We start from the raw sequence: 26,363 nt of genomic DNA, 5'->3' as shown, positions 1-26,363 counted from the left end.
CCGACCAAAAATGAAAGATTCTCGCTTCGGTTGCACGACCGCACGCACGAGCGAGGATCCGAGATGGCAGCGTTGAACAGGCGCCGTTTCCTGCTGACCGCAAGCGTCACCGCGACCGCGCTGGGCAGCGGGGTGCTCGGTGGCGCGCCGGCCGCGAGCACCTCCCCGCGGCCGGTCCCCCCTGCCGCACCGGAGGGGACCACCCTGCGCACCGCCGCGGCCGCGGAGACCGGTGAGGGTTACCGCAGACTGACCGCGGGGCCGGGGTGGCCGGTGGTGGTGCGCACCGACCTCGTCGAGGCCGACGCCGCGCGGGAGGAGCGCCGCGAGCCCGTCGCCGCGTTCACCCAGTTCACCGACCTGCACATCACCGACGCCCAGAGCCCGGTCCGGTTCGAGTACCTGCACCCGCTCATGTCCGGCGCGTTCCGACCGCAGGAAACGCTCGGCGCGCTGGCCGCCACCCGCCTCGTGCGGCAGGTCAACCGGCTGCGCGGCGCCCCGGTCACCGGCCGCCCGCTGGACTTCGCGATCACCACGGGCGACAGCACGGACAACCACGAACGCGCCGAGCTCGACTGGTACTTCACCGTCCTCAACGGCGGTCGGACGGCCCAGAACACCGGTGCGGACACCTACGAAGGCGTGCAGGACTCCGGGGACCCGCTGTACTGGCACCCCGGCGGCGGCGTGGCCGACCGCTTCCGGGAGCGCGGCTTCCCCGTCCTCCCCGGCCTGCTCGACGACGCGCTGCGCCCCTTCGACAGCCCCGGGCTGCAGCTGCCCTGGTACGCCGCGTTCGGCAACCACGACAACACCGTCGTCGGCACCCTGCCCGACCCGCTCATCCCCGGCCTGGAGGAGCACTACACCGGCTCGCACAAGATCATCGGACGGGACCGGCGCGACGCGCAGCGCGTCGCGGAACTGCTGCAGGACCCGCGTCGCCGCGAAGAGGCAGGTCGCGCACTGGACCGCAACGGCGGTGCCGTGCGCGAAGTGACCCCGGACCAGCACCGCGCACCGTTCAGCACCCAGGAGTTCCTCGAGGCCCACCTCGATCCGGTCAACGCCGGCCCCGGCCCGGTGGGGCACGGCTTCGGGCCGGAGAGCGCTGCGGCCGACACCGCCCACTACACCTTCCGCATCGCCGCCGGTGTCACCGGCATCGTCCTGGACAGCACGAACACGGCCGGTTTCGCCGAGGGCTCGCTCGGGCTCGCGCAGTACCGGTGGTTGGAGCGCACGCTCGCCGCGGCGAGCTCGCGCCACTACGACGAGCTCGGCCGCGAGCAGCGCCAACCGGTGACCGAGGAGTTGTTCGTCCTGTTCAGCCACCACACCAGCGGCACCATGAACGCGCTGCTGCCGGACTTCCGGCGTCCCGGGGAACCCCGCAGGTCCGGGGACGACGTGGTGCGCCTGCTGCAGCGCTTCCCGAACGTGCTGGCGTGGGTGAACGGGCACAGCCACCGCAACGAGATCACCGCGCACGCCGCTGAGGACGCCGCCTGCGGCTTCTGGGAGATCAACACGGCCTCGCACGTCGATTTCCCGCAGCTGGCGCGCGTCGTCGAACTGGTCGACAACCGGGACGGCACGCTGTCGATCCACGTCACGCTCGTCGAAGCCGACAGCCCCTACCGGGCCGACCACGACGACCGCTCCCCCGGCGCCTTGGCCGCGCTGTACCGGGAGCTGGCGTTCAACGACCCGCACACCGATCCCGCCGAGCTCGGCGAACTCGGCGACCGGAACGCGGAACTGCTGGTGCCCGGTCGGCTGCCCGTGCGCTGATCGCGGCCGGCCCGGGCAGCGGGGAGCAGCTGGTGCACCGCAGCTCGAGCGGCGCGCTCAGCGGCTCGAGCCCCCGAACCGCGCTCAACGCGCGGTCGGGGCCCGCGGTGGTCGCTCGCTGCTGCTCCACCCGCTACGGCCCCTCGCCCAGGACCTCCGCCAAGTCCTCGGGCGAGACGCCCGCGTGCTGGGCGATCAGACCGCGGTCGAGCTGTCGGCCGTCGAAGCGCAGCGCGGCCACGCGCCGCAGCGCCGCGGCCATGAGGTCCCAGGCCTGCTCCGCGTCCTCCCCGCCGATGAGCGACCGGTGCCGGCGCAGGGCGTCCAACCAGTCCCAGACATCCTGCTCCTGCGTGAACACCGGCTCGCCCATGGTCGTCCCTCGTCCCCTCCAGCGCAGCACACGAACGCGGCGTGCGCGAGGAGGCGAAAGCCCCGGGACGTCCGCTCGGGCGTCCCCACCGGCAGGACGGGCCCGACGCGGCGGTGCGGCGGAGTTGCCGGTGGTCGCCCGGCGTGCGGAGGCGTGCAGCGGAGTCCGCGAGGCCGCTCACTCGCAGGACGCGGCGAGCGCGTCGGGGTTTCGGAGGGTCACGCTGCCGTAGCCGAGTTCGACGAACCCGCGCCGCTCGAAGTCCTTGAGCACCTTGTTCAGCGAGGGTCGCTGCACGCCGATCATCGCCGCGACGGTCCGCTGCGGCAGCAGCACCTCCCCGTCGACGGCTTCGTCCAGCAGCAGCCGGGCCACCTGCTCCTGCAGGGTCCGCCCGAGCAGACCGATCACCCGCTGCTGGCTCGTGGCCAGGCGCTGGGCCACGCTGGAGAGCCACCGGCGGGAGATCGCGGGACGTTCGGTCAGCAGCCCCTCGAACGCCTCCGCGTCGAGGAACAGCGCCGTGACCTCGTCCAGCGCCCGCGCCCCGTAGGGGAAGGGCATGTCGAGCAGGTGCTGGACGTCGCCGTCGACGTCACCGGGGTGCAGCACGTGCACCACGGAGCGGCGCGGGCCGCTGCCGGTGGCGAGTTCCACCCGGCCGCTCTGGAGGATCCACACGCCCCCGTGCTCCTCGGACGCCCCCGCGCCGAACACGGGCTGGCCCTCGGCGAAACGCCGGGCGTGCAGGAAGGCGGCCAGGGCCGTCACGTCCTCCCGCCCGAGCGGGGACATCGCACCGCGCCCGACGCAGCGCGCCACCCACGCGGCCTGCCGCAGCGCCGTTTCCGCGGAGTCGCCGGAGTCGCGGCCGCCGAACAGCCGCATCGCCTGCTGCCGCACGCCGGACGGGAACTTCGCCGAGGCCATGCTCCTCATGGTGGCACCGCGCGGACCTCCCGCGGGCCGCGGGCCGCGTCGGTCGGGCAGGGCACCGGGTGCTGCGGAGCCCCTCACTCCGCGGGTTTCTCGGCGACGATCAGGGCGTAACCGAGCGTTCCCCGTTCGACGGCCCCGGCGGCGATGCGGGTGTGGTGCAGCACGGTCCCGACATCGACCCCCGCCGCGGTCAACTGCTCCGGTGCGGTCATGCGCAGCAGCTTGATCCGGGCCTCGATGGTGTCGACCATCCCGCGCAGGGCTTCGTCGTGGCGCTGCGCGCGCACGGTGCGCAGCCCGGCCGCGTGCAGCAGCGCCGCGTACTCCTCGAGCGGGCGCGCGTCGGCGATGCAGGCGATCCACGCGGACAGGCCGGTGAGCTCCTCGGGCAGCTCGTCGGTGCGGGCGGTGATGTCGGTGATGCCGGCGCGCCCGCCCGGTGCGAGCACGCGGGCGAACTCGGCCGCGGCGGCGCGCTTGTCGGGAAAGGTGCAGAAGGCGCACTCGCAGACCACCGCGTCGCCCGCCGCGTCCGGCAGCGGGAGGCGTTCGCCGTCACCGACCTCGAAGCACACCGAACCGTCCAGACCCCCGCGGGCCGCGGACCGCCGCGCCCGGTCCACGGTGTCCGCGTTGAGCTCGACCCCGGTGACCTGCACGCCGCGCTGTTCGGCCAGCAGGCGGGCGGTGGCTCCGGGGCCTGCGGCCACGTCGACCACGCGCTGTCCGGAGCGCAGGTCGAGGGCGTCGGCGAGGCGTTCGGTCAGGGCGCGGCCACCGGGGTGGTAGTGCTCGCCGAGCAGCAGGGCGAGCGCGTCCTGACCGTACGCCGCCGCGCAGCAGCTCTTGATCTCCGCGGGGTCCGGGGTGCCGTGCGGGGTCATCATTCCACCGCCTTGCGGCCGACGTTCGTGGTGTCCGGGGCGAGGGGGAGCTCGTCCCGGTGCCCGTCCTCGGTGCCGTTGCGGGCGATCTTCGAACCGTAGGGGGAGTCGGCGACGAGCCCTCGCAGCTCGGTGGCGTTGGGCACCACCCCGGCGACGTCCACACCGGACTGCTGCGCGCGGACCTGCTCGCGGTAACCCACGGAGTTGTAGGCGCAGAACGGGATCATCCGCCCGTCCGGGGTGATCTCCTCGACGCAGCACTTCATCAGCTGCTTCACGTTGAGGGTGTAGGGGTCCTGGAAGTCCTGGACGACGATCATGAACGCCTTGTCGCCGAGGTCCTGCGCGGCTTCGGGCAGGTCGATGCCGCAGGCCTCGCACTCCACCTGCGCCGCGGTGGTCTCCAGGTTGGACGCGGTGGTGTCGGTGCCCATGAAAGCCGAGGCGCTCCACAGCTTCTCCAACGCCTCCCGCACGCCCTGGTCGGGCAGCACCCGGTTGCTGACGTGGTCGAGGTGCTCGCTCACGTCGAGCAGCCGCGGGACCGGCACGACGTCGGTGCGTTCGGGCTTGTCGTCGACGAGCAGGTAGGTCACCGACCGGCAGGTGGGAAAGCAGCACGGCACGGGGAAGAAGTCGCTGGCGCGCAACCAGTCCGGGCACTGCCCGGCGACGAGCTCGATCACGTCCGAATTGGTCAACCGGTTCAGCGGATCGAACTCGACGTGCCGGCCCGAGTGGGTCACCGGTTGGAACGCCACCGAGCGCACGGCCGGGTGCTGCACGCCGAAGCGGACGATGTCGCCCGCTTCGTGCTCGTTGAGCCCGCGTTCGAGCGCGGCGACCAGGGTCACGGTCAGCCCGGCCTCGGCGCAGTTGTCCAGAGCCCGCTTCTTGCGCTCGCGCAGGTCCTTGCCGCGGATCTCCTCGTGCGTGCGCTCGTCGAAACCGTCGAACTGCAGGTAGACGTTCACCCGCCGACCGGGGCGGTTGCGCCGGCCGAGCTCGTGGACGAACCGCTCGTCCGTGGCCAGGCGGATGCCGTTGGTGTTGAGGTTGACCGCCTTGATCGGGCGCTGCTGCGCGAGGTCGACGAAGTCGAGGATGTTCTTGTGGATCGTCGGCTCGCCGCCGGAGAACATCACGACCTCCGGTTCGCCCTCGGCCTCGACGAACACGTCCAGCATCCGCGCGCACTGCTCCTGCGTGATCGAGTAGCCGTCGGGCTGGTGCCCGGAGTCGGCGAAGCAGATCGGGCAGTCCAGGTTGCAGTTCGTGTTCACCTCGATGATGCCCAGGCACGCGTGCTGCTTGTGCTCCGGGCACAGCCCGCAGTCCGACGGGCAGCCGTGGTTGACCTCGGTCTGGAAGCTCAGCGGGATCGTGCCCGGCTTGTTGAACCGCGCGGAGTCCACGTACGCCTGCGCATCGCCGTAGACCAGGGCCTCGAACGAGCCGTGCTCGGCGCAGCGCTTGCGCAGGTAGACCTTGTTGTCGCGGATGTTGACCTGGCCGTCGACCACGACCTTGCAGACCGGGCAGACGCTCTTGGTGTACTCGACGAACACCTCGTCGCGATCGCGTTTGGCGGGCGGGGTCGGGTGCGCTCCGTCGTGTTGTTCCGTCACGCCGCCAGCTCACCACCGGTGCGGCCGGGTCGCAGTCGCACTGTCCGCGAGGCAACAGTTCTCCCCCGTTAGTCCTCCCCCGTTCAGCCGCGCGCGGTGCCGACCCGGCGGGCGGTGCGCCCGCCGGGTCGGCAGACGAACTGGGCAGCCGCCTGCTGGACGGCCAGGGACCAGCTCGGGTAGGCGTGCACCGCCTGCGCCAGACGGCCGGCGAACATGCCGGTGCGCATGGCCAGCGCCGGTTCGTGGATCATCTCGCCGGCGCGCGCCGCCGCGATCGTCGCGCCGACCACGCGGCTCCCGCCGAGGTGACCGGTGAGTCGCCGCGGTGCGGCGAGCAGGGTGGTGAACCCGCGCGTGTCGCCGGCGGTGAGGGCCCGGTCCACCTCGCTCATCGGCAGGTGGGCGACGCGCGCGGGACTGCCGAGCAGCTCGTCCTCGGTCGCGCCGACGGCGGCGACCTCGGGGTCGGTGAACACCACCTGCGGGATCGGTCCCGCGCCGAGCACGGCCATCGACCGGGGTGCTTCGCGCAGTCACGAGAACACCGCTGTCGCGCACACCCGCACCCCACCACTCCCCGGGGTGCCGCGGACATCGCCGTGTCAGGTGGCGGACAGTCCCCACCGACCGTGTCACCGCGCTGACACTTCCCTGCCCGGCGCGTGACGACGTGCGGTGCACTGGGGGTGGAGGTACGAAGGAGGTCCACCGCCATGATCCGCGCCGCGCACCACGGCGAAGCACGGGCCGACGACCCCCGCACCGGTGCGCTGCCGGTGTGGCGGATCGGGCTGACCGGCGGGGCCGTCGGCATCCTGTGCTGCGCGGGACCCACCGCGCTGGCCCTGCTCGGCGTCATCAGCGCCGGCACCGCCTTCACCTGGGCCACCGAGCTCTACGACGGCTACGCCTGGTGGTTCCGGCTCGGCGGGCTGGCGGTCATCGCGCTGCTGGTGTGGCGTTCGCTGCGGCGCCGCGAGCAGTGCAGCATCGCCGGGGTGCGCCGCTGGCGCTGGCGGCTGGCCGGGGTGCTCGCCGTGGCCGCGGCGACCTACGGGGCGCTGTACGCGGTGACCACCTGGCTGGGCACCCTGGCGTGAGCGGCGGCCCGCGGTCGGTGGCGCTGGGCCCGAACCTCGTCGACGACTCAGCCGGAGCTCTCGTCGATGACGGCGCGCAGCGATTCCACGGCGTGCGCCCGGTGCTCGTCGAGCAATCGCACCAGGCGGTCGGCGTCCTTCGCGCGCAGCGCCTCGACGATGGCCCGGTGCTCCCGGTCGACCCGGGTCCGGTTGGCCGTGTCGCCGTAGTACACGGCGCGGTAGGCGTCCGTGGAGTCCCACAGCTGCCGCACGAACCGCAGCAACCGCGGCATGCCGCACGCGTCCAGCAGCGTGAAGTGGAACCGCCGGTTCGCCGCGGTCATGGCCCGGACGTCCCCCGCAGCACCGGCGCGTTCCACCTCGTGCTGCGCCTCGGCGATCCGCTCGAGGTCCTCGGCGGTGACGCGGTCCACCGCCACCCGCGCGGCTTCGTCCTCGAGCAGCGCGCGGATCCGGTAGACCTCGAGCAGGTCGTCGAGCGAGAGCTCGGCGACGAAGTAGCCCCGGTGCGCGCGGTAGACGACCTGCCCCTCGCCTTCCAGGATCTTGAGCGCCTCCCGCAGCGGAACCCGGCTCACGTCGAGCTTCTCGGCGAGCAGGTCCTGCCGCACCGGCTGGCCGGGGCGCAGTTCGCGGGAGACGATCGCCTGGCGCAGTGCGGACAGGACGTATTCCTGCTTCGTCGGCGGCCTGCCGCGCGCGGGGCCCGCCGTGTCAGCCGTCATGATCCATCACCGCGCACACACTCCGGAGACTACCAACGTCGTCGCTGGCTGGGCGCCGATCGGCGGCGGGGCCCGCTCAGTCGTGCCAGCGCGGCGAGGTGGTGCGCGGCGGCAGGAACGCCGCCCGCAGGGTGATCAGCCGGGGCTTCCGGCTGCCGGCCGCCTCGGCGAGAGCTCCGGCGAGGTCGTCTCCGGACTCGGCCACGACGCGGGACTCGATGCCGAAGCTCTCCGCGAGCACCGCGAGATCGGGGCCGACCAGGTCGACACCGCGCTCGGCATCGCCGGCGTGCTGCTGGTCGTAGCGCAGCATGCCGTACCCCCCGTCGTCGACCACGAGCACCGTGACCGGCAGCTGCTCCTGGACGATCGTCGCGAGCTCGCCGACGCCGAACAGCAGTCCGCCGTCGCCGCAGACGGCGAGCACCGGACCGCGTCCCGCAGCGGCCGGGCCGAGCGCTGCCGGCAGGGCGTAGCCCAGCGTGCCCCAGCCGTAGGGGCACTGCAGCTGCCGCGGACGGGACAGGGCGGTGTATCCGCAGGCCCAGTACCCGGCCACGGCCATGTCCGCGACCAGCGTGCCGCGCTGCGGCCACGCCCGGTCGAGCGCGTCGACCAGCGCCATCGCGCCGGTGGTGCGCGGGTCCTGGTGCAGCCGCTCGCGCGTGGCCTGCCGCAGCTGCTGGACGTCCGGACCGCCCGTGCCCGCGGAGCCGGTCAGCGCGGGGAGCAGCGCGTCGATGCCGGCCGCGGCGTCGCCGAGCACGGCGACGTCGGGGGTGTAGTTCTTGCCCAGTTCACCGCTGTCGACGTTGATCGAGAGCAGTCGCGGCGGCAGCGGCATGGACCAGTTCCGCGTGTGCACGCCGTCGAAGTCGGTGCCGATGCCCACCAGCACGTCGGCACCACCGATGAGCTCGGCGACCTCCGGCTCGTGCGGCGGGAGTCCGATCATCCACGGGTGGTCGGAGGGCAGGATCCCGCGGCCGCTGTAGGTCGTCACCACCGGTGCGCGCAGCCGGCGCGCGAGGGCGTCGACCTGCTGCGCCGCCTCCGACTGGACGGCGCCGCCGCCGACCCAGAGCACCGCCGTGCCCGCGTCGTCGAGCAGCCGCGCCGCGGCGGAGATCTCCGCGGGGGCGGGCACCGGCCGTTCCGGTGCGCTCGGGGTGATCTCCGGTGCCGGTGCGTCGAGCAGGTCGGTGGGCACGTCGAGGTAGACGGGACCGCGCGGCCACGCCAACGCGGTGGTGATCGCCTCTCCGACCGCCGCGGCCGCGTGTTCTGCCGAGCGCGGCCGGAACACCGCCTTCGCCAGTGGTTCGAACAGGCCCGCCTGGTCGCGGGACTCGTGCAGCATCCCGCGCACCGCGCCGGGCGCGCGCAGGCGTTCGGGTACTTCGCTGGCGACGACCAGCACCGGGCTGGACGAGGCGGCCGCCTCGCCGAACGCGCCGAGCGTGTTCGCCGCCCCCGGCCCGGTCGTGGTCAGCGCGGCGCCGAGGCGACCGGTGGCGCGGGCGGCGCCGTCCGCGGCGTAGACCGCGGCCTGCTCGTGGCGCACCCCGGTGATGTCCGGTCGGCCTCCGCGCAGCTCGCGCCAGAAGGCGAGGTTGTGCACACCGGGCAGGCCGAAGGCCTGCTCCACCCCGTGGGCGGCCAGCGCGTCGAGGATCCGTCCCGCCACCGTCGGCTGCGGCATCACGCTCTCCCGTCGACAACGACTCCCGGACAACGGCTCCAGGTCCCGTGCGCACGTCGCGGCCGCTCCGCGACGAAAATTGGATCCATAATACAGAGCGGTGATCGGAGCACCAACCGCTTCGCGGCGGCCGGGGCACCGCGGAGCCGCTCGACGCGCGGGCCGGCGGTTGCCCCGCGAGCGCGGGCCGCGTTAAGTTGGAACGGACGTTCCAAGTTGGTTGGCGATCTCCGGTGGAGGCGAGCGGTGCCCGACGTCAAGCACTTCGACTCCGACGCGGTGATCACCCGGGTCGTGCCGCTGCTGTGGCAGCGCGGATGGGCACGCACGGGGGTGCAGGAGATCGTCACCGCCACGGGAGTGAGCCGCTCCAGCCTGTACGCGACGTTCGGCACCAAGGACGAGCTGTTCCTGTCCGCGCTGCGCCGCTACCTGAGCGAGCACGTCGACCCGGCGTTCCGGCAACTCGAAACCGATGATCGCGGACTGCCGGGCATCGCGGCGTTCTTCGGCGCCCTGATCACGGCACGCTGCTGCGGTCCGCGCGCCCGCTGGGGCTGCCTGGCCACGAACCTGCAGGTCAGCGCCGAAGCCGCGGAACCTGGCGTGCGGGAGGTGCTCACCGGGCACCAGCAGCGGTTGCACGCGGCGATGCGCACCGCGCTCACCGCCGCGGCACGGCACGCCCAACTGCGCGCGGACGCCGAACTCGACGTCTGCGCCGAGCACCTCGCTCTGCTCGCCCAGGGGGTGAACCTGCGCTCCCGCGCGGGAGCCGACCCCCGCAGCCTGCGTTCGGCCGTGGCGGCCGCACTCGGCGCGCTGCGCCACCCGGACAGCCACGTCGACGTCCGTCCCCGTTGACCCGGGAACGTCCCCGACGGTCCGCACATCTTCCCCGCAGAAAGGACTCCCATCCCCCATGGTGGACTTCCCCATCCACAACGAGAGCACCGCGCCGCAGGAGGTCGCCTCCGCACTCGCCGACACGAGGAAGAACCTGGGCATGATCCCGAACCTGCACGGGATCTTCGCCGAATCGCCCCAGGCCTACCACGCCTACCAGGCGCTGACCGAGCAGTTCCGCAACACCTCGCTGTCCACGACGGCCCAGCACGTGGTGCTGCTGACCGCCAGCCGCCAGAACTCCTGCCACTACTGCATGGCCGCGCACACCGCACTGGCCAAGCAGGCGGGGGCGGACGAGGCGATCATCGACGCGATCCGGGAGGACAAGCCCGTTCCGGACGAGTCCGCGGAAGCCGTCCGCCGGTTCACCCAGGCCGTGGTGACCCACCGCGGCCTCGTGCCCGAGGACGACACCGCGCACTTCCTCGCCGCGGGATTCACCCGCCGGCAGATCCTCGACGTCGTGCTCGGCGTGACGATGAAGACCCTGTCCAACTACACCAACCACTTCGCCGAAACCCCGGTCGACGAAGCGTTCCAGGAGCACGCCTGGAACGTTTGATCCTCCTCGTGCGCGCGGCGAGCTCCACGCTCCGGGGTGCTTCCGCACCCTGCGCGGTCTCCGTGCTCCAGTGCTCCACCACGAGCCGGCCGGCGGCCCCGGTCCCGGGACCGGGCCGCCGTCGTGGCACGAGTTCGTCGCGGCCGCGCACCGGCAGCGGCACGCACCCCCGGTTCTTCCGGAGAGGTGCCCTCCCCACCCGCGCAGGAAGCGATCGCGCGTCCGCAGTGGACTGCCAGCTTCACGCCCCGGGCGGCGGCCCCGTGCTCCCGCGCACGGCGAGCCTCGGCGTGAGCACCAGTTCCTGCTCGGCGGCGCGCTTCTCGTCGAGGCGTTCGGCCGCAGCGCGGACGGCGAGCTCACCCATCTCCACCGCGTCCTGGTGCACGCTCGTCAAGTCCATGTAGGACAGTCTGGCGGTGCGGCTGTCGTCGTAGCCGACGACGACCGAGATGTCCTCCGGGGCGTGCACACCCGCCCGCACGAGCGTTTCCAGCAGCCCGGCGGCGCACAGGTCGTTGCCCGCGAGCACGCCCGTGGGCCGGCCGCGGCGGGACAGCAGTTGCCGCGCCGCCCGCGCCTCGGACTCCTCCGCGTAGTCACCGGGCAGGATGTCGATGTGCGCATCGAGGCCGCGGGAGCGCAGGCCCGGTGGTAGCCCTCGCGCCGCTCCTCCGCACCAGGCAGGGAGCCCCGTCGACGTGGGCGATCGCCCGGTGTCCGTGCTCGACGAGGTGGTCCGCGGCCAACCTCGCCCCGTCGACGTCGGCGGTGCGCACGCTGTCGATGCCGGCCGCGCCCGTGTGCTGGCCGATCTCCACGACCGGGACCCGCTGCGCCACCTGCGCGAGGTAGGCGGGGGCCTCACCGGAGAGTCCGATGAGGATCACGGCCTCGCACCGCAGCCCGAGCAGTTCGTCGACGGCCTGGCGCACCCCGCGGCTCGGCAGCATCGCGCCGCTGCAGGTGCTCGTGATGCAGAAGGCGGGCCGGGCGCCGACGTTGGCGGCCGCGTCGAACCACTCGGCGTTCAACCTCGCCAACGCGGGTGGGGCCTGGCTCGGCGGTGCGGGCATCAGCGCCGGGCTCGGGTACGCCTCACCGGCGGTGGTCGGCGCGGTGCTCGCGGTCGTGGGCCTGGCCGTGGCGGTGCTCTCCGGCCGGCTGGATCCCGGGCGGGACACCGCGGGACCGCGCTCCGTGGTCAGCAACACCGCGGCGGCGGGAGAAGACGAGACCGTCCCGGCCTGCGACGTGCGGTGACGGCCTCCAGCACGGTGCGCACCACGATCACCCGTCGAGCGCGCGCCAGTAGTAGAAGGCGCGCTCGCCCGAGCCCGGTTCGGTCGTGCGGAAGCCGTGGCGCTCGTAGAAGCGCCGCGCGGCGACGTCGCCTTCATCCACGTTGATCTCGACGAGGCCGACCCCTTCGGCGACCGCGTCGGCGAAGATCCGCTCCACGAGCGCCGATCCGATGCCGCGCCCCCGCAGGTGCGGAACCACGTAGAGCTCGTCGAGCAGGGCGACCGGACCGGCGAACCAGACGTTCGGCCGCCGTGTGAGCAGAGCGAGCGCCACGGCCGGGTCCCCGGCGAGCAGCGCCGTGGTCGCCTCGCCGGCGAGCAACCGCCGCAATCGCGCGGTGAGCACCGCCACCCCGGGCGTGGGTGCGTCGAACTCGGTGTTGAAGTCGTGCAGCAGTCGCGCCACGACAGCTGACTCCTCGACCGCGGCCTGCCGGACCGCTGCGGCACGCACGAGCACCCCCGTTTCCGAGGCGGACGTCGCCTCCGCGCGCACGCGGCTCGGGGAGCGCCCCCACCCGCGCGCTCCCGCCGGCGCCGGAGCGGAGCTCGGCGAGCAGCGGCACCGCCGCCCGCCGTCAGCGCCGTGCGCGGCGGCGACCGCGGGCGGCGGGCTCTCCCGCACGGCGCGGTGTTCCGCTGATCCGCTCCCGGGTCAGTCGAACCTGATCACACCGCGGATGTTCTTGCCGTCGCGCAGGTCCTGGTAGCCCTGGTTGACGTCTTCGAGCCGGTAGGTGTTCGTGACCAGCTCGTCGAGCTTGAGCTGACCGGCGTCGTAGAGCCGCAGCAGCTTGACGATGTCGTACTGCGGATTGGCGGAGCCGAACAGCGTGCCCTTGACGGTCTTGCCGAACAGGGTCATCTCGCCACCGGAGAGGTGCACGGTCAGCTTGGCCGGGTCGGCCAGGCCGGTGATGACCACGGTGCCGCCCTTGCCGATGGTGCTGAACGCTTCCGAGACCACGGCTTCGTCGACGGTCCCCACCAGGATGAGCGCGGTGTCGGCGCCCTGCCCCCAGGTCAGCTCGGTGACCTTGGCGCGGGCTTCGGCCGGGTCGGCGAAAGCGTGCGTGGCGCCGAACTTCAGCGCCGTGGTGCGTTTGAACTCGACCGGATCGACCACGACGACGTGCTTGGCACCCGCGTGGACCGCCCCCTGCACCGCGTTGACCCCGAGCCCGCCGGCCCCGTAGATCACCGCGGTGTCGCCGGCGCGGACATCACCGGCGTAGACCGAGGTCCCCCACCCCGACGGCACGCCGCAGCCGACGAGCACAGCGGTCTCCAGCGGCAGCCAGTCGTCGACCTTGACCACCGAGTGCTGGGAGATCGTGGCGTGCTCCGAGAACGTGCCCAGCATGCACATCGCACCGTAGTCCGTGCCGCCGTTGTGGAAGCGGAACGTGCCGTCGGGCATGCTCCCGTCGAGGATGGTGGCTCCCATGTCGCAGAGGTTCTGCCGTCCCGTGGAGCAGTAGCGGCAGGTGCCGCAGTTCGGGATGAAGCTGCACACGACGTGATCACCGGGTTCCACCTTCGTCACGCCCGGGCCGACGTCCTCGATGACGCCCGCGCCTTCGTGCCCGCCCACGACCGGGAACCGCGGGGGCAGGTCCCCGTCGGCCAGGTGCAGGTCGGAGTGGCACAGCCCGGCGGCGACGTAGCGGATCAGGACCTCTCCCGCGCCGGGGCCGTCGAGGTCCAACTCCATGATCTCGAAAGGCTGGTGCACGTCGGTGAGCACTGCAGCTTTGGTCTTCATGGGGCCTGTCCCTTCACTCGGGGAGCTGACGGACACCGCACGTCAGACCGGGACCCCGCGCCGCACGGCCGTGCGGCGCGGGGTCCCGACGCATTCGGACCCGTTCATGCGATGTGCGGCCCCAGCCTGGCGCAGTGTGACCGCGGGCACAACAGCGGGAACCGGGTGCCGCGCCGGTGCTCCCGGTGCACCACTCCACCGGAGTACCGCCGCGGACCGCTCAGCAGCACGAGCCCCGCGCACGGCTGTCGACGGAGCGCACCGCGGCCGGTTCGGGCACGTCGAGCGTCGGGTTGCGGTCGAAGAAGCCGACCGGTTCGAGGGCGAAGCCGCAGCGGTCGACCGGCATGACCGGCCAGTCCTCGGGGCGCGGGAAGTGGGTCATGCCGAACGTGTGCCAGACGACGACGTCCTCGCCGTCGATCGGCCGGTCCTCGGCGGCGCAAGCGGGAAGGCCCGCGCCGCCCGGGTTCTGGTTCACGTACTCGCCGGCGGGCCACCGCCGCCCGGGCTCCGCGCGCGTGACCCACACGTGCCTGGTCGCGAACTGCGCGCGGCGCGCGATCGCGGAGTCCTCGTCCGCGAGCAGCGGCGGCGAGCCCTGCACCCGCAGCTGGTACCCCACGGGACGGCCGAGGCGGTTGGTGGCGGCCTCGTTGACCACGTGCCAGCTGCGCCCCGCCGCGGTGTCGGCCAGGCGCGCGGCCTCGCCCTCGGAGGTCAACCGCGTCGCCCGGCGGGTGAACGCGTTGCCGTACGGGTTGCCCTCGCCCGCGGGGACGCGCTGGACCTCGACCTCGTCGACGGCGTTGCGCTGCCCGTCGACGGCCATGTCCAGGCGCGCGCAGAACAGGTGCTGGTGGTACGGCGCTGCCAGACCCGGCGCGACCTCGCCGGCCCACTGGTGCTCACCGCCGGGATGGCTGCCGGTGAAGACCACCCCGGTGGCCTTGCACTCCAGCTCGATCCTCCCGTCCAGGTAGAAGTACCAGTAGAAACCGTAGTCGTAGTTGCCGACGGTGACGAAGAAGGAGATCACGAGCCGGCGCTGCCGCCGCACCTGGCGGGATCCGGTGAAGACGTCGGTGTGCTTCCACAGCACGCCGCAGTCCTCCTCGTGCATGCAGATCGCGTTGTCCAGGGTCAGCGGTTCGCCGTGGTCGTCGGCGACGACGGCGTCGAAGTAGTGGATCTCGCCGAGGCAGTCGCAGCCGAGCCGCAGCGAGTTCGCCTGCTTGCCGAGCAGGTACTCACCGGCGTCGAAGTAGTTCTGCCAGAAGCGCACCGGGCTGGGATCGCCGTAGGGCACGACCATCTCGGCGATGGACGCGCGGTGGACGATCGGGCGCTCGCGGTCGCCGTCGCGGTAGGAGATCCGGTGCAGCACCAGGCCTTCCCGGGCGTCGAAGCCGACACGCAGGCTCCAGTCGTGCCAGCGCACCACATCACCGTCCACGCGGAAGCTCGCCCCCTCGGGCTGGACGACCTCGATCGGCCGGAGGTCCTCCCGCGGCGGGCCGACCGCCGCGGGATCGTCGAAGTTGCCCTCCTCGGACGGGATCGGCATCACCGCGTGGTCGATGACCTCGACGACCCGGCGGTCGACGAGGTCGACGTAGGCGACGAGCCCGTCGATCGGGTGCGCCCAGGGGTGGTCCGCGGGCCTGTGCTGGAGGAAGCCGAGCACGCGCATCATGCGCCTGCCCCGCTCGCCGGGGATCTCGAACACCCCGGCGGAGAGCGGGCAGGCGCACACCTGCGCGGGGTCCTCGATGCCGCGTCGCGCGAGGGCGTCGGCCCACCGCTGGTCGGCCCCGACGATGTCGCCGACGCCGGCGAACTCCTCGCCGAGGATCGCGGGTTGGCCCTCCTCCGCCACCGCGATGTCGCGCACCGCCTCGACGGCGGAGCGGGCGAGCGAGACGGTGGCTTCCCGCGCGGCACCGGAAGCCGTGTCCAGCAGCACCGCCTGCACGCGGCGCTGCGCGGAGTCGCCGGGCGCGTGCTCGGCGATCTCCTGCTTGGACGGTTCGACGAGGCCGAGGTAGGCGAACCGGGTGTCGGGACCGAGCAGACCGGTCCGGTCGAGAATCCGCCGGGCGGTGTCGATCTCCTCGGCGCGCAGGCGGTCGAGGGGGTGGGCGGGTGCGCTCGCGGGCGTGGTGGTGCTGGATTCCATCGCTGGTCTCCTCTGAGGCGGTGCACGACGTCCCCGCGCTGCGGAGCTCCGGCGGGAACGGAATATCCGACTGGGCGTGGTGCACATCACCGCGGTGCGAGTTTTATTCTACGGACGTCCGTTGAAAAAACAAGGGTGCCGCACTCCCGCGCGCTACCCTGCTCCCAACCGCTCCGGAACGGACCACGATGCCGAAACTCGTCGACCACCAGACCCGCCGCCACGCGATCATCAGCGCCGTGCTGCGGCTCGCGGCCCGCGGCGGCCTCGACGCCGTGACCATGCGCGACGTGGCCGCCGAAGCCGGCTTCGCCAACGGCGCCCTCACCCACTACTTCCGCAACAAGGACGAGCTGCTCATCGCCGCCTACCAGCACATCTACGACCGGACCAACCAGCGCACCGAGACCGCCACCGACGGGGTGAGCGGGCTGACCGCGCTGCGGCGGCTGTGCCTGGAGATCCTGCCGCTGGACGAGGAGCGCGTCGTCGAAGCCCGCGTGGCCGTGAGCTTCTGGGGCCGCGCTCTGCACAACCCGGACATGTCGGCCCTGCACGGGCGGGTGCTCGACGACTGGCGCGCGCGGATGCTGCGATGGCTGCGCGAAAGCAGCGACAGCGGCGAGATCCCCGAGGGGACCACCGCCGAACGCGTGGCCGACGAATTGCTCGCCGCGCTGATGGGAGCCCAGGTGAACGCCACCATGGCGCCCGGTATCAGCGCGCCGGAGCGCCTCGAGGCCGTTCTCGACGGCATCCTCGAACCACTGCTCAGCGGCGCGCCGCGGCAGTGACGCGGCGGACGAGGTTCAGTCCTCGGCCAAGCGCGCGGGGAACCCCCCGGTGGCGATCGGCCCCCACCGGTCGATGTGGACGCGGATGAGCGACTTGTTCTGCCGCGCCATCGCCTCGCGGTACTCCGCCCAATCGGGGTGCTCGCCGGAGATGCAGCGGAAGTACTCGACCAGCCCGTCGAGCGCCTCCGGCATGTCCAGCACCTCGGCGCGTCCGTCGACCTGGACGTACGGGCCGTCCCACTCGTCGGAGAGCACGCACACCGACACCCGCGGATCGCGGCGCGCGTTGCCCGCCTTAGCCCGCTCCGGGTAGGTCGCGATCACGATGCGCCCTCCGTTGTCCACCCCGCAGGTGACCGGGGACATCTGAGGGCGGCCATCGGAGCGCGCGGTGCTGAGCAGAGCGCGGTGGCGCGGCCGCAGGAACTCCAGCAGCGCGTCGAAGTCGACGCGCTCGGCGGTGGCGATGCGTGGCATGCGGTGACCTCTCCCCGTTCCGGCGAGTTCCGTGTTCACTGATGTTGACGCGGTGCGCCGGCGGGCGGACGTGCTCCTGCCGACGCCTCGCCCCCGGAGCCTGCACCGCAGCCTCGCACATCTGCCCACCCGACCGACGACACGTCGACAACGCCCGTCGCGCGGGGGCGCACCGTCTCGCCGCTCCGCTCAGCGCGGCAGGAGCTTCAGCGTCGTGCCGCGCGCCTGCGGGGTGAGCATCGGCGGCACGTAGGTGTCGAGGTGCGCTCGGTACTTGCTGCGGTAGGCCTCGTCGATCGCGTCGTTGATGCCGTCGTCGGTCACCTCGGCGACCGCGACCTCCGCAGCCACCCCGCCGGCGCGGATGTGCGCCTTGCCGCTGGCGTGCGCCGCGCGGAACCATGCGCCGTCCGGACCGCGGTACGAACGCACGTAGAGGTCGTCACCGTGCGGCACCACCCAGATCGGCACCGGTTCCCGCGTGCTGCCGTCGCTGTTCTGCGGGGCGATCTCCACCTCGTCGGCGTGCGCGATCCTGGTGAACTCGTCCGGGTCCCACGTCGTCATCCTCGCTGCCTCCCTGTTCGCCTGGGTGAAGGTGCAGCCCTTCCCACCGGCGGGGAGGGCGGCGCGCTCCCGCACCATGGTCGGCCCCGGAACGGCTGATCGCAGGACTCCGACGGCCGGCGGGAACCGCCGCGGGCTGGGGCGAGGCCCGCCCCGCACCCGCTGCGCGCAGAAGGCGAGCCGCCCGCGCCCCGCGCGGAAGCGGATCCGGGTGGAAGCGGGCCGGGACGGGGCCGCCGATCGTCATCCCCCGTCCGGGACCGACGTCCCCGCCGAGCGCCGCGCAGCGACCGCCCGGTCCACGTCCGCGGCGAGCAGCTCGTGGTTGAGGCCGATCCCCGCGGTCGTGCCCGCGCTCGCGGCGTTGATGACCTGGGCAGGGTTGTCGACGACGTTTCCGGCCGCCCACACCCCCGGCACGTTCGTGCGCCCCGCGGGGTCGGCGGAGACCCAGCCGTCGTCGCCGAGCGCGCACCCGAGCTTGCGGAGCAGGTCGTCGCGCGGGACGAACCGGGGCCCGACGAACACGACCTCACGAGCGAACACCTGCCCATCGGCGAGCTCCACACCGGACACTCCGCTGCCCCCGGCGCGCACTCGCGCGACCTCGCCGTCGACGATCCGCACCCCGCGGGCCTGCAGGCGCTCGCGTTCGCTCTCCTCCAGCGCGATCCCGCCCGGGAAGAACACGACGTCCTCGGACCACTGCCGCACCAGGTGCGCCTGGTGCAGCGTGAACGGCCGGTTCTCCCCGCCGAGCACGGCGAAGGCGCTGTCGCGCACCTCGTGGCCGTGGCAGTAGGGGCAGTGCAGCACGTCCAGCCCCCACCGCTCGCGAACACCGGGGACGTCCGGAAGTTCATCGACCAAGCCCGTCGCCACGAGCACCGTCCGGCTCGTCACCGCGCGCCCTCCGGCGAGGTGGACGACGAATCCGCTGTCCGCACCCTGCTCGACGGTGTCCACGCGCTCGCCGCACAACTCGCCGCCGTAGCGGCGCACCTCCTCGCGGCCGACCGCACCCAGCTCCCGCGGGGACTCGCCGTCCCGCGAGAGGAACCCGTGCAGGTGCTCGGCCGGCGCGTTGCGCGGTGCGCCGTCGTCGACGAGCAGAACCCGCCGACGGGACCGCCCGAGCACCGTGGCCGCGCTCAACCCGGCCGCACCGCCGCCGATCACCACGGTGTCGTACTCCGCTGCCGCCATGCCTGTCCTCTCCGCTTCCGCCCGCACCCGCGCACCGGGCGGGCTGATCGTCCGTTCCTGCTGCACCTCGACCGCGTGACGAGGGCGGGCAACGGTCGCGAGCGCCCGCCGGGACGTCAGCTGAAGCCGCTCAACGCAGTTCCGAGCAGAATCGCAGGCGAGCACGCGCAGCCCGAGGATCAGCTCGGGCAGCACGGGTACGCGGACCGCTGTCCCGGAGGCGGGCGGGCGGCCTCGCGGCCGGATCTCGACGCGGTCACCACCGCCCCGAGCCGGTTGTCCGAACGTGCGCGGGAGATCCGCACCTGTCACGCGCGGATGCGGCCCACGGCCAGCCGACCTCGATCAGCGGCGGGAACGTTCACCCTACCAGATCTCGATCAACACCGCGGGCGAGAACGACCCCTCCGCACAGGTGGAACCGCGCCACGCGCCGAACGCCACCGCCCCCGCGGCCACCGCCGCGGCACGGGGGGAGAACTCGCCCGCACCGGCTGCCGCAGGTTCGTCCACTTCGGACGGAATCACCGCTTGATGCCGCCCGCGGACCGGATCTTCGCGCGTTCCGGTGGTCGACGGATTCGTGCTCCTCCGCGCGCCGCTGCGAGCGGTGGACGACCCCGGGCCCACGACGTCGAATCCGGTGAACAGCGCGGCGGCCTGCGCGCGCCGCCGGTACTTGAACGGCTCGCTCGTCTCGTCGAAGACCTCGCCCACCTCGCGCATCCGATCGGGCGGAGTCCGCGTCCCGTCGGTAGCGCGCAGAACCTCTTGCGACGACCTCCGGTCACACCCCGTGGCGGCGCTGGCCCATCGCCACCGCGCACGTGCGGGCCTCGTTCGCTCGCGAGAACACGCCCCGGTCGGCCCGCACCGCGCGGTCGGTGTCCTCGGTGACCAGTTCGGCGTTGATCTGCGCCGCCGCAGCGGCGCCCGCCGCTGCGGCGGTTCCGACCTGCGCGGCAGGATCGGTGACGTTGCCGGCCACGCGCACTCCGGGGACGTCGGTGCGTCCCGCCGCGTCGGCGGGGACGTGCTCACCGGCACCGGCGGGGTGTTCGACCGGGTGCAGCCCGAGCTCGGCCAGGAACCCGGCCCGCGCGACCATGCGCGGCGCGATCGCCAGCGCGTCGCGGGCCACCACGGTGCCGTCGCGCAGCCGCACGCCGGTCAGCCGGTCCTCGCCGCCCTCCAACGCTGCCACCTCGCCGGGTTGCACGCGGATGCCGCGGGCGGTGAAGCGCGCGGCCTCCTCCTCGGTCGGGTCCGCTCCGGTGTGCGGGAAGAAGACGACGTCGGCGCTCCACTGCCGCAGCAGCAGTGCCTGGTGCACCGACATCGGCCCGGTGGCCAGCACGCCGATGCGCTGGTCGCGGACCTCCCAGCCGTGGCAGTAGGGGCAGTGCAGCACGTCGCGCCCCCACCGCTCCGGCAGTCCCGGGATGTCGGGCAGCTCGTCGACCACCCCGGTGGTCACGAGCAACCGGCGTGCGCGGAGGGTGCGCCCGTCGTCGAGCACCACCGCGAACCCGTCGCCCTCACGGGTTGCTCCCGTGACCTCACCGTCGACGACGTGCCCGCCGTAGCCGCGCACCTCCGCGCGCCCGCGTGCGAGCAGTTCCCCCGGCGGCGTCCCTTCCCGGCCGAGGAGCGCGTGCACGCCTTCGGCCGGCGCGTTGCGCGGAACGCCCGCGTCGATCACGGCGACGGAGCGGCGGGCGCGGCTGAGCGTCAGCGCACCGCTCAGTCCCGCGGCACCACCACCGATGACCACCACCTCGTGGTCTCCTGCCAATCGATCCGTCATGTCGACCACCTCCGCGACCACCCTGCTCCGGCGAGCAGAAGGGAGGCAAAGTTCTTTGCCGGAATGGCAAACTGATGGGATGGAGGAAGACCTCGACCGGGCTCTCGGCTCGGTGGGACCGCGACTGCGCGCGCTGCGGCAGCAGCGCGGCACCACCCTGGCCGATCTGTCGGAGACGACGGGCATCTCGGTGAGCACGCTGTCGCGGCTGGAATCCGGGGAGCGGCGGCCGGCGCTCGAACAGCTGCTCCCGCTGGCCAAAGCGCACGGCGTGACGCTCGACGACCTCGTCGGCGCCCCGCCCACCGGGGACCCGCGCATCCACCTGCGCCCGGTCACCCGTCACGGCATGACCCTGCTCCCGCTGACCCGCCGCCCCGGCGGCATCCAGGCGTACAAGCTCGTCATCCCGGGGAAGGACCAGCCGCAGCAGCCCGATCCGCAGACCCACGAGGGCTACGAGTGGCTCTACGTCCTCAACGGACGGTTGCGGTTGGTGCTCGGTGCGCACGACCTCGTGCTCACCCCCGGCGAAGCCGCCGAGTTCGACACCCGCGAACCGCACTGGTTCGACGCGGCCGGCGCCGAACCCGCGGAGTTCCTCAGCCTGTTCGGCAAGCAGGGCGAACGCGCGCACCTGCGCGCCCGCCCCGAGCGGGACCGGTGACCCTCGGCGCCCTGCGGCACGCGCACCCGGCTGGCGCGGCGGTCCCGACCGGCCCACCCGGGCGCGGCCGCACCGCCGCCGGCCGGTCGCAGCGGGCGGTTCCGAGCGGACGCGGATCCGCCCGGAACCACCGGCGCGTCCCCGCGTCCTAGGCGGGTCCGGTCGCGCCGCGGAGCCTGCCGCCGGAGCGCAGATCCGCCGTCCGGACGGTGCGGCTGCGCTCCACGACCAGGAAGCTGATCACCAGTCCCGCCAGCAGCCACAGCACCAGGACCACGACACCGCCCGCCGAAACGGTCGAACCTTCCACGATCGCGCGCAGTCCCCGAGTGGCCGGTCCCGTCGGCAGCACCGCGGCGATGCTGCCGAGAGCCCGCGGCACGGCGGCGATCACGCCGGTGGCCACGGCGGCCAGCGCCACGAGCATCGACAGGAACCGCCCGGCCCCGCCGAACGCGGCCGCCAGCGCCTGGTTGACCGCGGTGAACGCCACGGCGGCGAGGGTGAGCAGGCCCGCGGCGCTGAACCACTGGCCCACCGACAGGTCCTGCACGAGGCCCAGCACCGCGGTGACCAGCAGTCCTTGCACGACGGCCAGGCCGGCGGACGGACCGAACCGCCTCAGCAGCAGCCGCGGCGCCGAGCGGGTGCTGCGCAGCACGTCCGCGGGCAGCGCGCGCAGCACGAGGAACGTGGCCAGCGCGCCGATCCACAGCGCCAGCACGGCGTACAGCGGCGTGCCGGAGGTGCCGACGCCGAGACCGCCGCTGTCCCCGGTGGTCGTGACCGGGTCGGCCACGGTGCGGGCGAGCCGATCGCGCTCACCGTCGGGATAGCTCGGCATCTCCTCGACGGCGGTGTGCAACCCCTGGCTCAGCTGCTCCGAACCGTTGCCGAGCTGGTCGGCGCCGCCGTCGAGCTCCCGGATGCCGCCGGCGAGCTGGTCGGCGCCGTCGGCGAGCTGGTCGGCACCGCCGGTGGTCCGGGAGAGCCCGTCGGACAGCTGGCCGGCGCCGCCGTCGAGCTGCTGCGCGCCCGCGGCGAGCCGGTCGATGCCGCCGGCGAGGGCGGGCAGGCCGCCCCCGGAGTCGGGGCTGCGGCCGGCGAGCCCGTCGAGTCCGGTGGAGATGCCGTCACTGGCCTGCTGGACCTGTCCGGCACCCTCGCTGAGCGCCTCGGCCTTGGCGGCCTGCACGGCGATCTTGTTGCAGATCGGCAGGGTCCCGGGCGGACATTCCTTCGACATCTCGGACAGGTCCTGCGACATGGTCCGCAGCTGGGTGTTGAGCTGCTGCACGCCTCGGTTCTCCTGCGCCGAGACGTCGGCCAGCGTGCCGACCTGCTGCGGCAGCTGCGCGGTCTGCTCCTGCATCTGCTCCAGACCGTCGGCGAGTCCGCTCGTGCCCTGCGACAGCTGGGCGGCGCCGTCGTCGAGCTGTCCCAGGCCGTTGGACAGCTGGCGCGTGCCGCCGGCCAGTTCGTCGGCGCCGGTCGCGAGCTGCTCCGTTCCGTCGGACAGCTGCCGGGCGCCGTCGGCCAGGGACGTGGCGCCGTCCGCGGCGTCTCCGAGCCGATCGCCCAGGGTGTTGAACCCGATGTAGAGGTTGTCCAGGTAGGTGGTGGTCAGCTGGTCGCCGAGCAGCTGGGTGGCGGTCCGCGTGACTTCGCCGCTGATCGCCTCGTCCGCCGGTTTGCCGCGGTCGCCGGTGGTCACGTCGATCGTGGCCTTCTCGGCCTGGCCCGGGTCACCGGAGAACGAGGTCGCCGCTGCGGAGAAGTTCTCCGGGATGGTCACCACCGCGGCGTAGGTGCCGTCGTCCAGCCCCTCCCGGGCTGTTTCGGGGTTGGCGAGTTCCCAGTCGTAGTTGCCGTCGATGTCGTCGCCGACGAGTGTGGCCGACAGCTGCCGCCCCAGCGGGGTGGGCTTGCCGTCGACCTCGACGGGGTCGTCGTTGTTGACGATGGCCGCTTTCACGCCACCCATCCGGTCTTGCGGCTGGCCCAGTGCCCAGGTCAGCACACCCGTGATGGCCACCGGGACCAGCAGCAGGCCCACGAGGGTCAGCGAGACCGACAGCCGGGAGCGGCCGTTTCGTAGCGCACGCACAGCGAGGACCTCAGCTTTCTAGCGGATCGCGTCGGAGAGGGCACGGGTCGGTGCCGCCTGCTCTTCGGGCAGCTCGGTGAGACCGGTCGGCACGTGGGCGGGCAGCATGTCGCGGGCGTCCGCGGTGCCCGTCGTGCCCAGCAGGACGGCGGCGCGGGAGCCGGTGACGAGCTGTTGGACGCGCCGCCGCGCTGCGGCGTCGGCGAGCCGGTCGGTGCGGTCGAGCACGAGCAGCTGCGGGTTCTCCCCCAGCGCCTCGGCGACTCCCTCGGGGCCGGACTCGCCCACGTCGACGTAGGCCGCGCGGGAGCGCACGGCCGAGGCCCGCGCCGGCAGTGCCAGCCCGAGCACCTTGAGCTTGCCGGTGTCCGGCTTGATCCGCCCCGCAGCGGTGAGCAGGACCGCGGTGACGGCGACTTCACCGGGGCCGCGCACCACGTGCGCGCCCTGCCGGGCCAGGCGGAAGGACACGTCGCGGTACACGGGAGCCTCCGAGGCGGGATCGGACAGTCCGAGCCCTGCGCAGGCCACGGCGTCGTCCGCGCCCGGGTGCGGCCAGTCGGCCAGTTCCAGCTCCTCGCGCAGGTTCTCACCTTCGACATCGAACGAGGGCAGCATCCGGTCGAGGCGGCGCGGGATCCACCAGGCGCGGCGGCCGAGCAGCGCCAGCACCGCCGGGACGAGCGTCATGCGCACGATGAAGGCGTCGATGAACACGCCTGCGGCCAGGCCGAACGCGATCGGTTTGAGGTTGGCGTCCCCGCTGGGCACGAACGCGGCGAAGACCGCGAACATGATCACCGCCGCTGCGGTGACGACCTTGCCGGAGGAGACGAAGCCGGTGTTGATCGCGCCGCGCGCGTCGCCGGTGCGCACGTACTGCTCGCGCATGCGGGAGACGAGGAACACCTCGTAGTCCATGGCCAGGCCGAACAGCACGCCCATGAGCACGATCGGCATGAAGCTGATCACCGGGCCGGTGCTGTTCACACCCAGTGCGCCGGCCAACCAGCCGTCCTGGAAGACGAGCTTGAGCAGGCCCATCGACGCGCCGATGCTGAGCAGGTAGCCCAGCGTCGCCTTGATCGGCACGGCCACGGAGCGGAACACCATGGTCAGCAGGATCAGCGACAAGCCGACCACGACGATGCCGAACGGCAGCAGGGCCTGCCCCAGTTTCTCGGAGACGTCGATGCCGACGGCGGTGAAGCCGGTGACGGAGATCGTGACGCCGTGGGTGTCCTGGAAGTGGCCGCGCAGCGAGCGGATCTTCTCGACGAGCTGCTTCGTCTGCTGCGAGTCCGGCGCGCCTTCCGGCATCACCTGCACGATTCCGGTGTCCGCGGTGGGGTTCGGCGTGGCCAGCGGCACGTCGGCCACCCCGGGCAGCTGCTCGATCTCGGCTTTCAGGTCGTTCATCAGCCCCAGCGGATCGTTGCTGGTGACGATGTTGGCGCTGACGATCAGCGGGCCGTTGAAGCCTTCCGGGAAGTGCTCGGAGACGAGGTCGTAAGTCACCCGCGCCGGGTCGTCCTTCGGCATCGCACCGGCGTCCGGCAGGGCCAGCCGCAGCCCGGCGGCCGGCACCGCGGCCAGGCCGAGAACGGCGACGACGGCCACCACCGTCACGACGGGGAACCGGGTCACGGCCCGCACCCAGCCGGAGAAGAAGCGCGTGCCCACCGGCTGCTTCCCGGAGCTGCGCCGCCCCGCGCGGGCACGCGGGCGTATCCGGCCGCCGGCGAAGCCGAGCAGCGCCGGCACGAGCGTGAGCGTGACGAGCACGGCGATCCCCACACCGCCGGCGGCGGCCACACCCATCGTGGTCAGGAACGGGATCCCGGCCACGCCGAGGCCGAGGAGCGCGATCATCACCGTCAGTCCGGCGAAGATCACCGCCGAGCCGGCGGTGGCCACCGCTCGGGCGGCCGCTTCCTGCGGCGGTACGCCTTCGGCGAGCTCTTGCTGGTGGCGGGAGAGGATGAACAGCGCGTAGTCGATGCCCACGGCCAGGCCGAGCATCAGCGCCAGCATGGGGGTGGTCGCGTTGATCGATCCGAACAACGTGGCCAGCAGGATCAACGTGGTGGAGATGCCTACGCCGATCAGGGCGTTGACCAGCGGCATCCCCGCGGCCACGAACGAACCGAGCGTGATCACCAGCACGACGACGGCGACGATCAGGCCGATCACTTCGACGATGCTCAGGCCGGGGAACTCCTGCGCGAACATCTCCCCGCCGTGCGAGGCCTGCGCCCCCGCGGGCAGTCGTTGCTGCAGATCGCCGGCGATGTCGGCGATCCTGTCCTTGGTGGCGTCGCTGACGGCGGTGGTCTGGACGTCGAGCTGGACGTTGATCAACCCGGCGCGACCGTCCGCGCTGATCGCCCCTCCGAGGTCCTCCTGGTAGGGCGAGACGACCTGCGCTGCGTGGTCGAGCTGTTCGAGCTCGTCGACGGCCGTTTCGACCTGCTGGCGCACGGCGGGCTCGCGCACGTTCTCGCCTTCCGGCGCGACGACCACGAGCTGCCCGGCGGCACCGCTGGTGGACGGGAACGTCACCGACAGCCGGTCGAGCGCCTGCTGCGCCTCGGTGCCGGGGATGGTGACGTTGTTGTCCATCTCCTCGCTGAACAGTCCCGCCGCACTGCCCGTGATGGCGAGCACGAGCAACCACACCACGAGCACGGCCCTGCGGGCCGCGAAGGCCCTGCGGCCCAGTGAGTACAAGAAAGACGACACGCCAGACTCCTACCGCCGGTCACGCCGGACGATCCCGAACTCCCGGAACGCCGTCGGCGCCCCCGGGCGAGGTACGATCTTCCACCTCGATACGGAATCGTATCCGATACATATTTG

Annotated in this window: 26 protein-coding genes; 7 read left to right on the top strand and 19 right to left on the bottom strand. The window is 72.9% G+C overall.

The window, feature by feature from the left end; genetic code table 11:
• Window positions 1-63 precede the first annotated feature (63 nt).
• Window positions 64-1,797 (top strand): TIGR03767 family metallophosphoesterase, encoded by a 1,734-nt coding sequence (locus ACVGV0_RS10735; protein WP_459159712.1) that lies wholly within the window; start codon window positions 64-66, stop codon window positions 1,795-1,797.
• Between the two features lie 133 nt (window positions 1,798-1,930).
• Here the strand turns inward: ACVGV0_RS10735 and ACVGV0_RS10730 are convergent, their stop codons facing one another.
• From ACVGV0_RS10730 to ACVGV0_RS10710, 5 genes are all read right to left on the bottom strand, one after another.
• Complete coding sequence (locus tag ACVGV0_RS10730) at window positions 1,931-2,170, bottom strand: hypothetical protein (RefSeq protein ID WP_459159711.1); 240 nt, start codon at window positions 2,168-2,170, stop codon at window positions 1,931-1,933.
• A 177-nt stretch (window positions 2,171-2,347) separates the two neighbouring features.
• On the bottom strand, window positions 2,348-3,100 hold the full coding sequence (locus ACVGV0_RS10725; protein ID WP_459159710.1) for a Crp/Fnr family transcriptional regulator: 753 nt from the start codon (window positions 3,098-3,100) through the stop codon (window positions 2,348-2,350).
• 83 nt (window positions 3,101-3,183) lie between these two features.
• On the bottom strand, window positions 3,184-3,996 hold the full coding sequence (locus ACVGV0_RS10720) for a class I SAM-dependent methyltransferase (protein ID WP_459159709.1): 813 nt from the start codon (window positions 3,994-3,996) through the stop codon (window positions 3,184-3,186).
• Window positions 3,993-5,624: a radical SAM protein gene (locus ACVGV0_RS10715; RefSeq protein WP_459159708.1), complete on the bottom strand. Its 1,632-nt coding sequence runs from the start codon at window positions 5,622-5,624 to the stop codon at window positions 3,993-3,995. The genes ACVGV0_RS10720 and ACVGV0_RS10715 overlap by 4 nt, the downstream gene beginning before the upstream one ends.
• A gap of 83 nt (window positions 5,625-5,707) precedes the next feature.
• Window positions 5,708-6,139, bottom strand: coding sequence for a hypothetical protein (locus ACVGV0_RS10710; protein ID WP_459159707.1), 432 nt, complete (start codon window positions 6,137-6,139; stop codon window positions 5,708-5,710).
• A gap of 201 nt (window positions 6,140-6,340) precedes the next feature.
• On the opposite strand from ACVGV0_RS10710, the gene ACVGV0_RS10705 reads away from it, so the two are divergent.
• The gene (locus tag ACVGV0_RS10705) at window positions 6,341-6,727 is read left to right on the top strand and encodes a hypothetical protein (RefSeq protein WP_459159706.1); all 387 of its coding nucleotides are present in this window, start codon (window positions 6,341-6,343) and stop codon (window positions 6,725-6,727) included.
• Window positions 6,728-6,774: 47 nt separating this feature from the next.
• Here ACVGV0_RS10705 and ACVGV0_RS10700 read toward each other — a convergent pair whose 3' ends face one another.
• Both ACVGV0_RS10700 and ACVGV0_RS10695 read right to left on the bottom strand, forming a co-directional pair.
• Complete coding sequence (locus ACVGV0_RS10700; protein WP_459159705.1) at window positions 6,775-7,455, bottom strand: GntR family transcriptional regulator; 681 nt, start codon at window positions 7,453-7,455, stop codon at window positions 6,775-6,777.
• A 76-nt stretch (window positions 7,456-7,531) separates the two neighbouring features.
• A complete protein-coding gene (locus tag ACVGV0_RS10695; RefSeq protein ID WP_459159704.1) occupies window positions 7,532-9,157 on the bottom strand; it encodes a thiamine pyrophosphate-binding protein in 1,626 nt (541 codons plus the stop codon).
• A 246-nt stretch (window positions 9,158-9,403) separates the two neighbouring features.
• On the opposite strand from ACVGV0_RS10695, the gene ACVGV0_RS10690 reads away from it, so the two are divergent.
• Window positions 9,404-10,021 (top strand): TetR/AcrR family transcriptional regulator, encoded by a 618-nt coding sequence (locus ACVGV0_RS10690; protein ID WP_459159703.1) that lies wholly within the window; start codon window positions 9,404-9,406, stop codon window positions 10,019-10,021.
• Between the two features lie 58 nt (window positions 10,022-10,079).
• Complete coding sequence (locus ACVGV0_RS10685; protein WP_459159702.1) at window positions 10,080-10,628, top strand: carboxymuconolactone decarboxylase family protein; 549 nt, start codon at window positions 10,080-10,082, stop codon at window positions 10,626-10,628.
• A 241-nt stretch (window positions 10,629-10,869) separates the two neighbouring features.
• Here the strand turns inward: ACVGV0_RS10685 and ACVGV0_RS10680 are convergent, their stop codons facing one another.
• A complete protein-coding gene (locus ACVGV0_RS10680; protein WP_459159981.1) occupies window positions 10,870-11,238 on the bottom strand; it encodes a substrate-binding domain-containing protein in 369 nt (122 codons plus the stop codon).
• On the bottom strand, window positions 11,228-11,518 hold the full coding sequence (locus ACVGV0_RS10675; protein ID WP_459160132.1) for a hypothetical protein: 291 nt from the start codon (window positions 11,516-11,518) through the stop codon (window positions 11,228-11,230). The genes ACVGV0_RS10680 and ACVGV0_RS10675 overlap by 11 nt, the downstream gene beginning before the upstream one ends.
• On the opposite strand from ACVGV0_RS10675, the gene ACVGV0_RS10670 reads away from it, so the two are divergent.
• Window positions 11,508-11,891 (top strand): hypothetical protein, encoded by a 384-nt coding sequence (locus ACVGV0_RS10670; protein WP_459159701.1) that lies wholly within the window; start codon window positions 11,508-11,510, stop codon window positions 11,889-11,891. The two genes, ACVGV0_RS10675 and ACVGV0_RS10670, sit on opposite strands and share 11 nt — an antisense overlap.
• 27 nt (window positions 11,892-11,918) lie before the next feature.
• Here the strand turns inward: ACVGV0_RS10670 and ACVGV0_RS10665 are convergent, their stop codons facing one another.
• The 3 genes from ACVGV0_RS10665 to ACVGV0_RS10655 form a co-directional block, all read right to left on the bottom strand.
• The gene (locus tag ACVGV0_RS10665; protein ID WP_459159700.1) at window positions 11,919-12,338 is read right to left on the bottom strand and encodes a GNAT family N-acetyltransferase; all 420 of its coding nucleotides are present in this window, start codon (window positions 12,336-12,338) and stop codon (window positions 11,919-11,921) included.
• A 249-nt stretch (window positions 12,339-12,587) separates the two neighbouring features.
• Window positions 12,588-13,697 carry an NDMA-dependent alcohol dehydrogenase gene (locus tag ACVGV0_RS10660; RefSeq protein ID WP_459159699.1) on the bottom strand — a complete coding sequence of 370 codons (1,110 nt, stop codon included), beginning with the start codon at window positions 13,695-13,697 and terminating at the stop codon, window positions 12,588-12,590.
• 220 nt (window positions 13,698-13,917) lie between these two features.
• Window positions 13,918-15,876, bottom strand: a complete 1,959-nt coding sequence (locus ACVGV0_RS10655; RefSeq protein WP_459159698.1) for a primary-amine oxidase — start codon at window positions 15,874-15,876, stop codon at window positions 13,918-13,920.
• A 188-nt stretch (window positions 15,877-16,064) separates the two neighbouring features.
• Between ACVGV0_RS10655 and ACVGV0_RS10650 the strand changes: the two genes are divergently transcribed.
• The gene (locus tag ACVGV0_RS10650; RefSeq protein WP_459159697.1) at window positions 16,065-16,670 is read left to right on the top strand and encodes a TetR/AcrR family transcriptional regulator; all 606 of its coding nucleotides are present in this window, start codon (window positions 16,065-16,067) and stop codon (window positions 16,668-16,670) included.
• 15 nt (window positions 16,671-16,685) lie between these two features.
• On the opposite strand, the gene ACVGV0_RS10645 is transcribed toward ACVGV0_RS10650, so the two are convergent.
• From ACVGV0_RS10645 to ACVGV0_RS10625, 5 genes are all read right to left on the bottom strand, one after another.
• Entirely contained in the window at window positions 16,686-17,150 is a 465-nt protein-coding gene (locus ACVGV0_RS10645) for a PPOX class F420-dependent oxidoreductase (RefSeq protein ID WP_459159696.1), read from the bottom strand.
• 189 nt (window positions 17,151-17,339) lie between these two features.
• Complete coding sequence (locus ACVGV0_RS10640) at window positions 17,340-17,717, bottom strand: DUF2255 family protein (protein ID WP_459159695.1); 378 nt, start codon at window positions 17,715-17,717, stop codon at window positions 17,340-17,342.
• A gap of 243 nt (window positions 17,718-17,960) precedes the next feature.
• Window positions 17,961-18,923, bottom strand: coding sequence for an NAD(P)/FAD-dependent oxidoreductase (locus ACVGV0_RS10635; protein ID WP_459159694.1), 963 nt, complete (start codon window positions 18,921-18,923; stop codon window positions 17,961-17,963).
• 366 nt (window positions 18,924-19,289) lie between these two features.
• Window positions 19,290-19,649 carry a hypothetical protein gene (locus tag ACVGV0_RS10630; protein WP_459159693.1) on the bottom strand — a complete coding sequence of 120 codons (360 nt, stop codon included), beginning with the start codon at window positions 19,647-19,649 and terminating at the stop codon, window positions 19,290-19,292.
• Between the two features lie 61 nt (window positions 19,650-19,710).
• Complete coding sequence (locus ACVGV0_RS10625) at window positions 19,711-20,730, bottom strand: NAD(P)/FAD-dependent oxidoreductase (protein ID WP_459159692.1); 1,020 nt, start codon at window positions 20,728-20,730, stop codon at window positions 19,711-19,713.
• Window positions 20,731-20,809: 79 nt separating this feature from the next.
• On the opposite strand from ACVGV0_RS10625, the gene ACVGV0_RS10620 reads away from it, so the two are divergent.
• Window positions 20,810-21,397, top strand: coding sequence for a helix-turn-helix domain-containing protein (locus ACVGV0_RS10620; RefSeq protein WP_459159691.1), 588 nt, complete (start codon window positions 20,810-20,812; stop codon window positions 21,395-21,397).
• 148 nt (window positions 21,398-21,545) lie between these two features.
• Here ACVGV0_RS10620 and ACVGV0_RS10615 read toward each other — a convergent pair whose 3' ends face one another.
• Window positions 21,546-23,504 carry a YhgE/Pip family protein gene (locus ACVGV0_RS10615; RefSeq protein WP_459159690.1) on the bottom strand — a complete coding sequence of 653 codons (1,959 nt, stop codon included), beginning with the start codon at window positions 23,502-23,504 and terminating at the stop codon, window positions 21,546-21,548.
• A gap of 18 nt (window positions 23,505-23,522) precedes the next feature.
• Complete coding sequence (locus ACVGV0_RS10610; RefSeq protein ID WP_459159689.1) at window positions 23,523-26,246, bottom strand: MMPL family transporter; 2,724 nt, start codon at window positions 26,244-26,246, stop codon at window positions 23,523-23,525.
• Window positions 26,247-26,363 lie beyond the last annotated feature (117 nt).

Source organism: Salinifilum ghardaiensis (assembly GCF_054491345.1).
The sequence above is the reverse complement of the archived record's forward strand: the minus strand, read 5'-3'. Positions and strand labels throughout refer to the sequence as shown.

What these genes read in the sequence shown, in the direction of transcription:
- ACVGV0_RS10735 (WP_459159712.1), top strand. Translation starts at nt 64, where the DNA reads ATGGCAGCGTTGAACAGGCGCCGTTTCCTGCTGACCGCAAGCGTCACC.
- ACVGV0_RS10730 (WP_459159711.1), bottom strand. Translation starts at nt 2,170, where the DNA reads ATGGGCGAGCCGGTGTTCACGCAGGAGCAGGATGTCTGGGACTGGTTG.
- ACVGV0_RS10725 (WP_459159710.1), bottom strand. Translation starts at nt 3,100, where the DNA reads ATGGCCTCGGCGAAGTTCCCGTCCGGCGTGCGGCAGCAGGCGATGCGG.
- ACVGV0_RS10720 (WP_459159709.1), bottom strand. Translation starts at nt 3,996, where the DNA reads ATGATGACCCCGCACGGCACCCCGGACCCCGCGGAGATCAAGAGCTGC.
- ACVGV0_RS10710 (WP_459159707.1), bottom strand. Translation starts at nt 6,139, where the DNA reads ATGGCCGTGCTCGGCGCGGGACCGATCCCGCAGGTGGTGTTCACCGAC.
- ACVGV0_RS10705 (WP_459159706.1), top strand. Translation starts at nt 6,341, where the DNA reads ATGATCCGCGCCGCGCACCACGGCGAAGCACGGGCCGACGACCCCCGC.
- ACVGV0_RS10700 (WP_459159705.1), bottom strand. Translation starts at nt 7,455, where the DNA reads ATGACGGCTGACACGGCGGGCCCCGCGCGCGGCAGGCCGCCGACGAAG.
- ACVGV0_RS10695 (WP_459159704.1), bottom strand. Translation starts at nt 9,157, where the DNA reads ATGCCGCAGCCGACGGTGGCGGGACGGATCCTCGACGCGCTGGCCGCC.
- ACVGV0_RS10685 (WP_459159702.1), top strand. Translation starts at nt 10,080, where the DNA reads ATGGTGGACTTCCCCATCCACAACGAGAGCACCGCGCCGCAGGAGGTC.
- ACVGV0_RS10670 (WP_459159701.1), top strand. Translation starts at nt 11,508, where the DNA reads ATGAGGATCACGGCCTCGCACCGCAGCCCGAGCAGTTCGTCGACGGCC.
- ACVGV0_RS10660 (WP_459159699.1), bottom strand. Translation starts at nt 13,697, where the DNA reads ATGAAGACCAAAGCTGCAGTGCTCACCGACGTGCACCAGCCTTTCGAG.
- ACVGV0_RS10655 (WP_459159698.1), bottom strand. Translation starts at nt 15,876, where the DNA reads ATGGAATCCAGCACCACCACGCCCGCGAGCGCACCCGCCCACCCCCTC.
- ACVGV0_RS10650 (WP_459159697.1), top strand. Translation starts at nt 16,065, where the DNA reads ATGCCGAAACTCGTCGACCACCAGACCCGCCGCCACGCGATCATCAGC.
- ACVGV0_RS10645 (WP_459159696.1), bottom strand. Translation starts at nt 17,150, where the DNA reads ATGCCACGCATCGCCACCGCCGAGCGCGTCGACTTCGACGCGCTGCTG.
- ACVGV0_RS10640 (WP_459159695.1), bottom strand. Translation starts at nt 17,717, where the DNA reads ATGACGACGTGGGACCCGGACGAGTTCACCAGGATCGCGCACGCCGAC.
- ACVGV0_RS10635 (WP_459159694.1), bottom strand. Translation starts at nt 18,923, where the DNA reads ATGGCGGCAGCGGAGTACGACACCGTGGTGATCGGCGGCGGTGCGGCC.
- ACVGV0_RS10630 (WP_459159693.1), bottom strand. Translation starts at nt 19,649, where the DNA reads ATGCGCGAGGTGGGCGAGGTCTTCGACGAGACGAGCGAGCCGTTCAAG.
- ACVGV0_RS10625 (WP_459159692.1), bottom strand. Translation starts at nt 20,730, where the DNA reads ATGACGGATCGATTGGCAGGAGACCACGAGGTGGTGGTCATCGGTGGT.
- ACVGV0_RS10620 (WP_459159691.1), top strand. Translation starts at nt 20,810, where the DNA reads ATGGAGGAAGACCTCGACCGGGCTCTCGGCTCGGTGGGACCGCGACTG.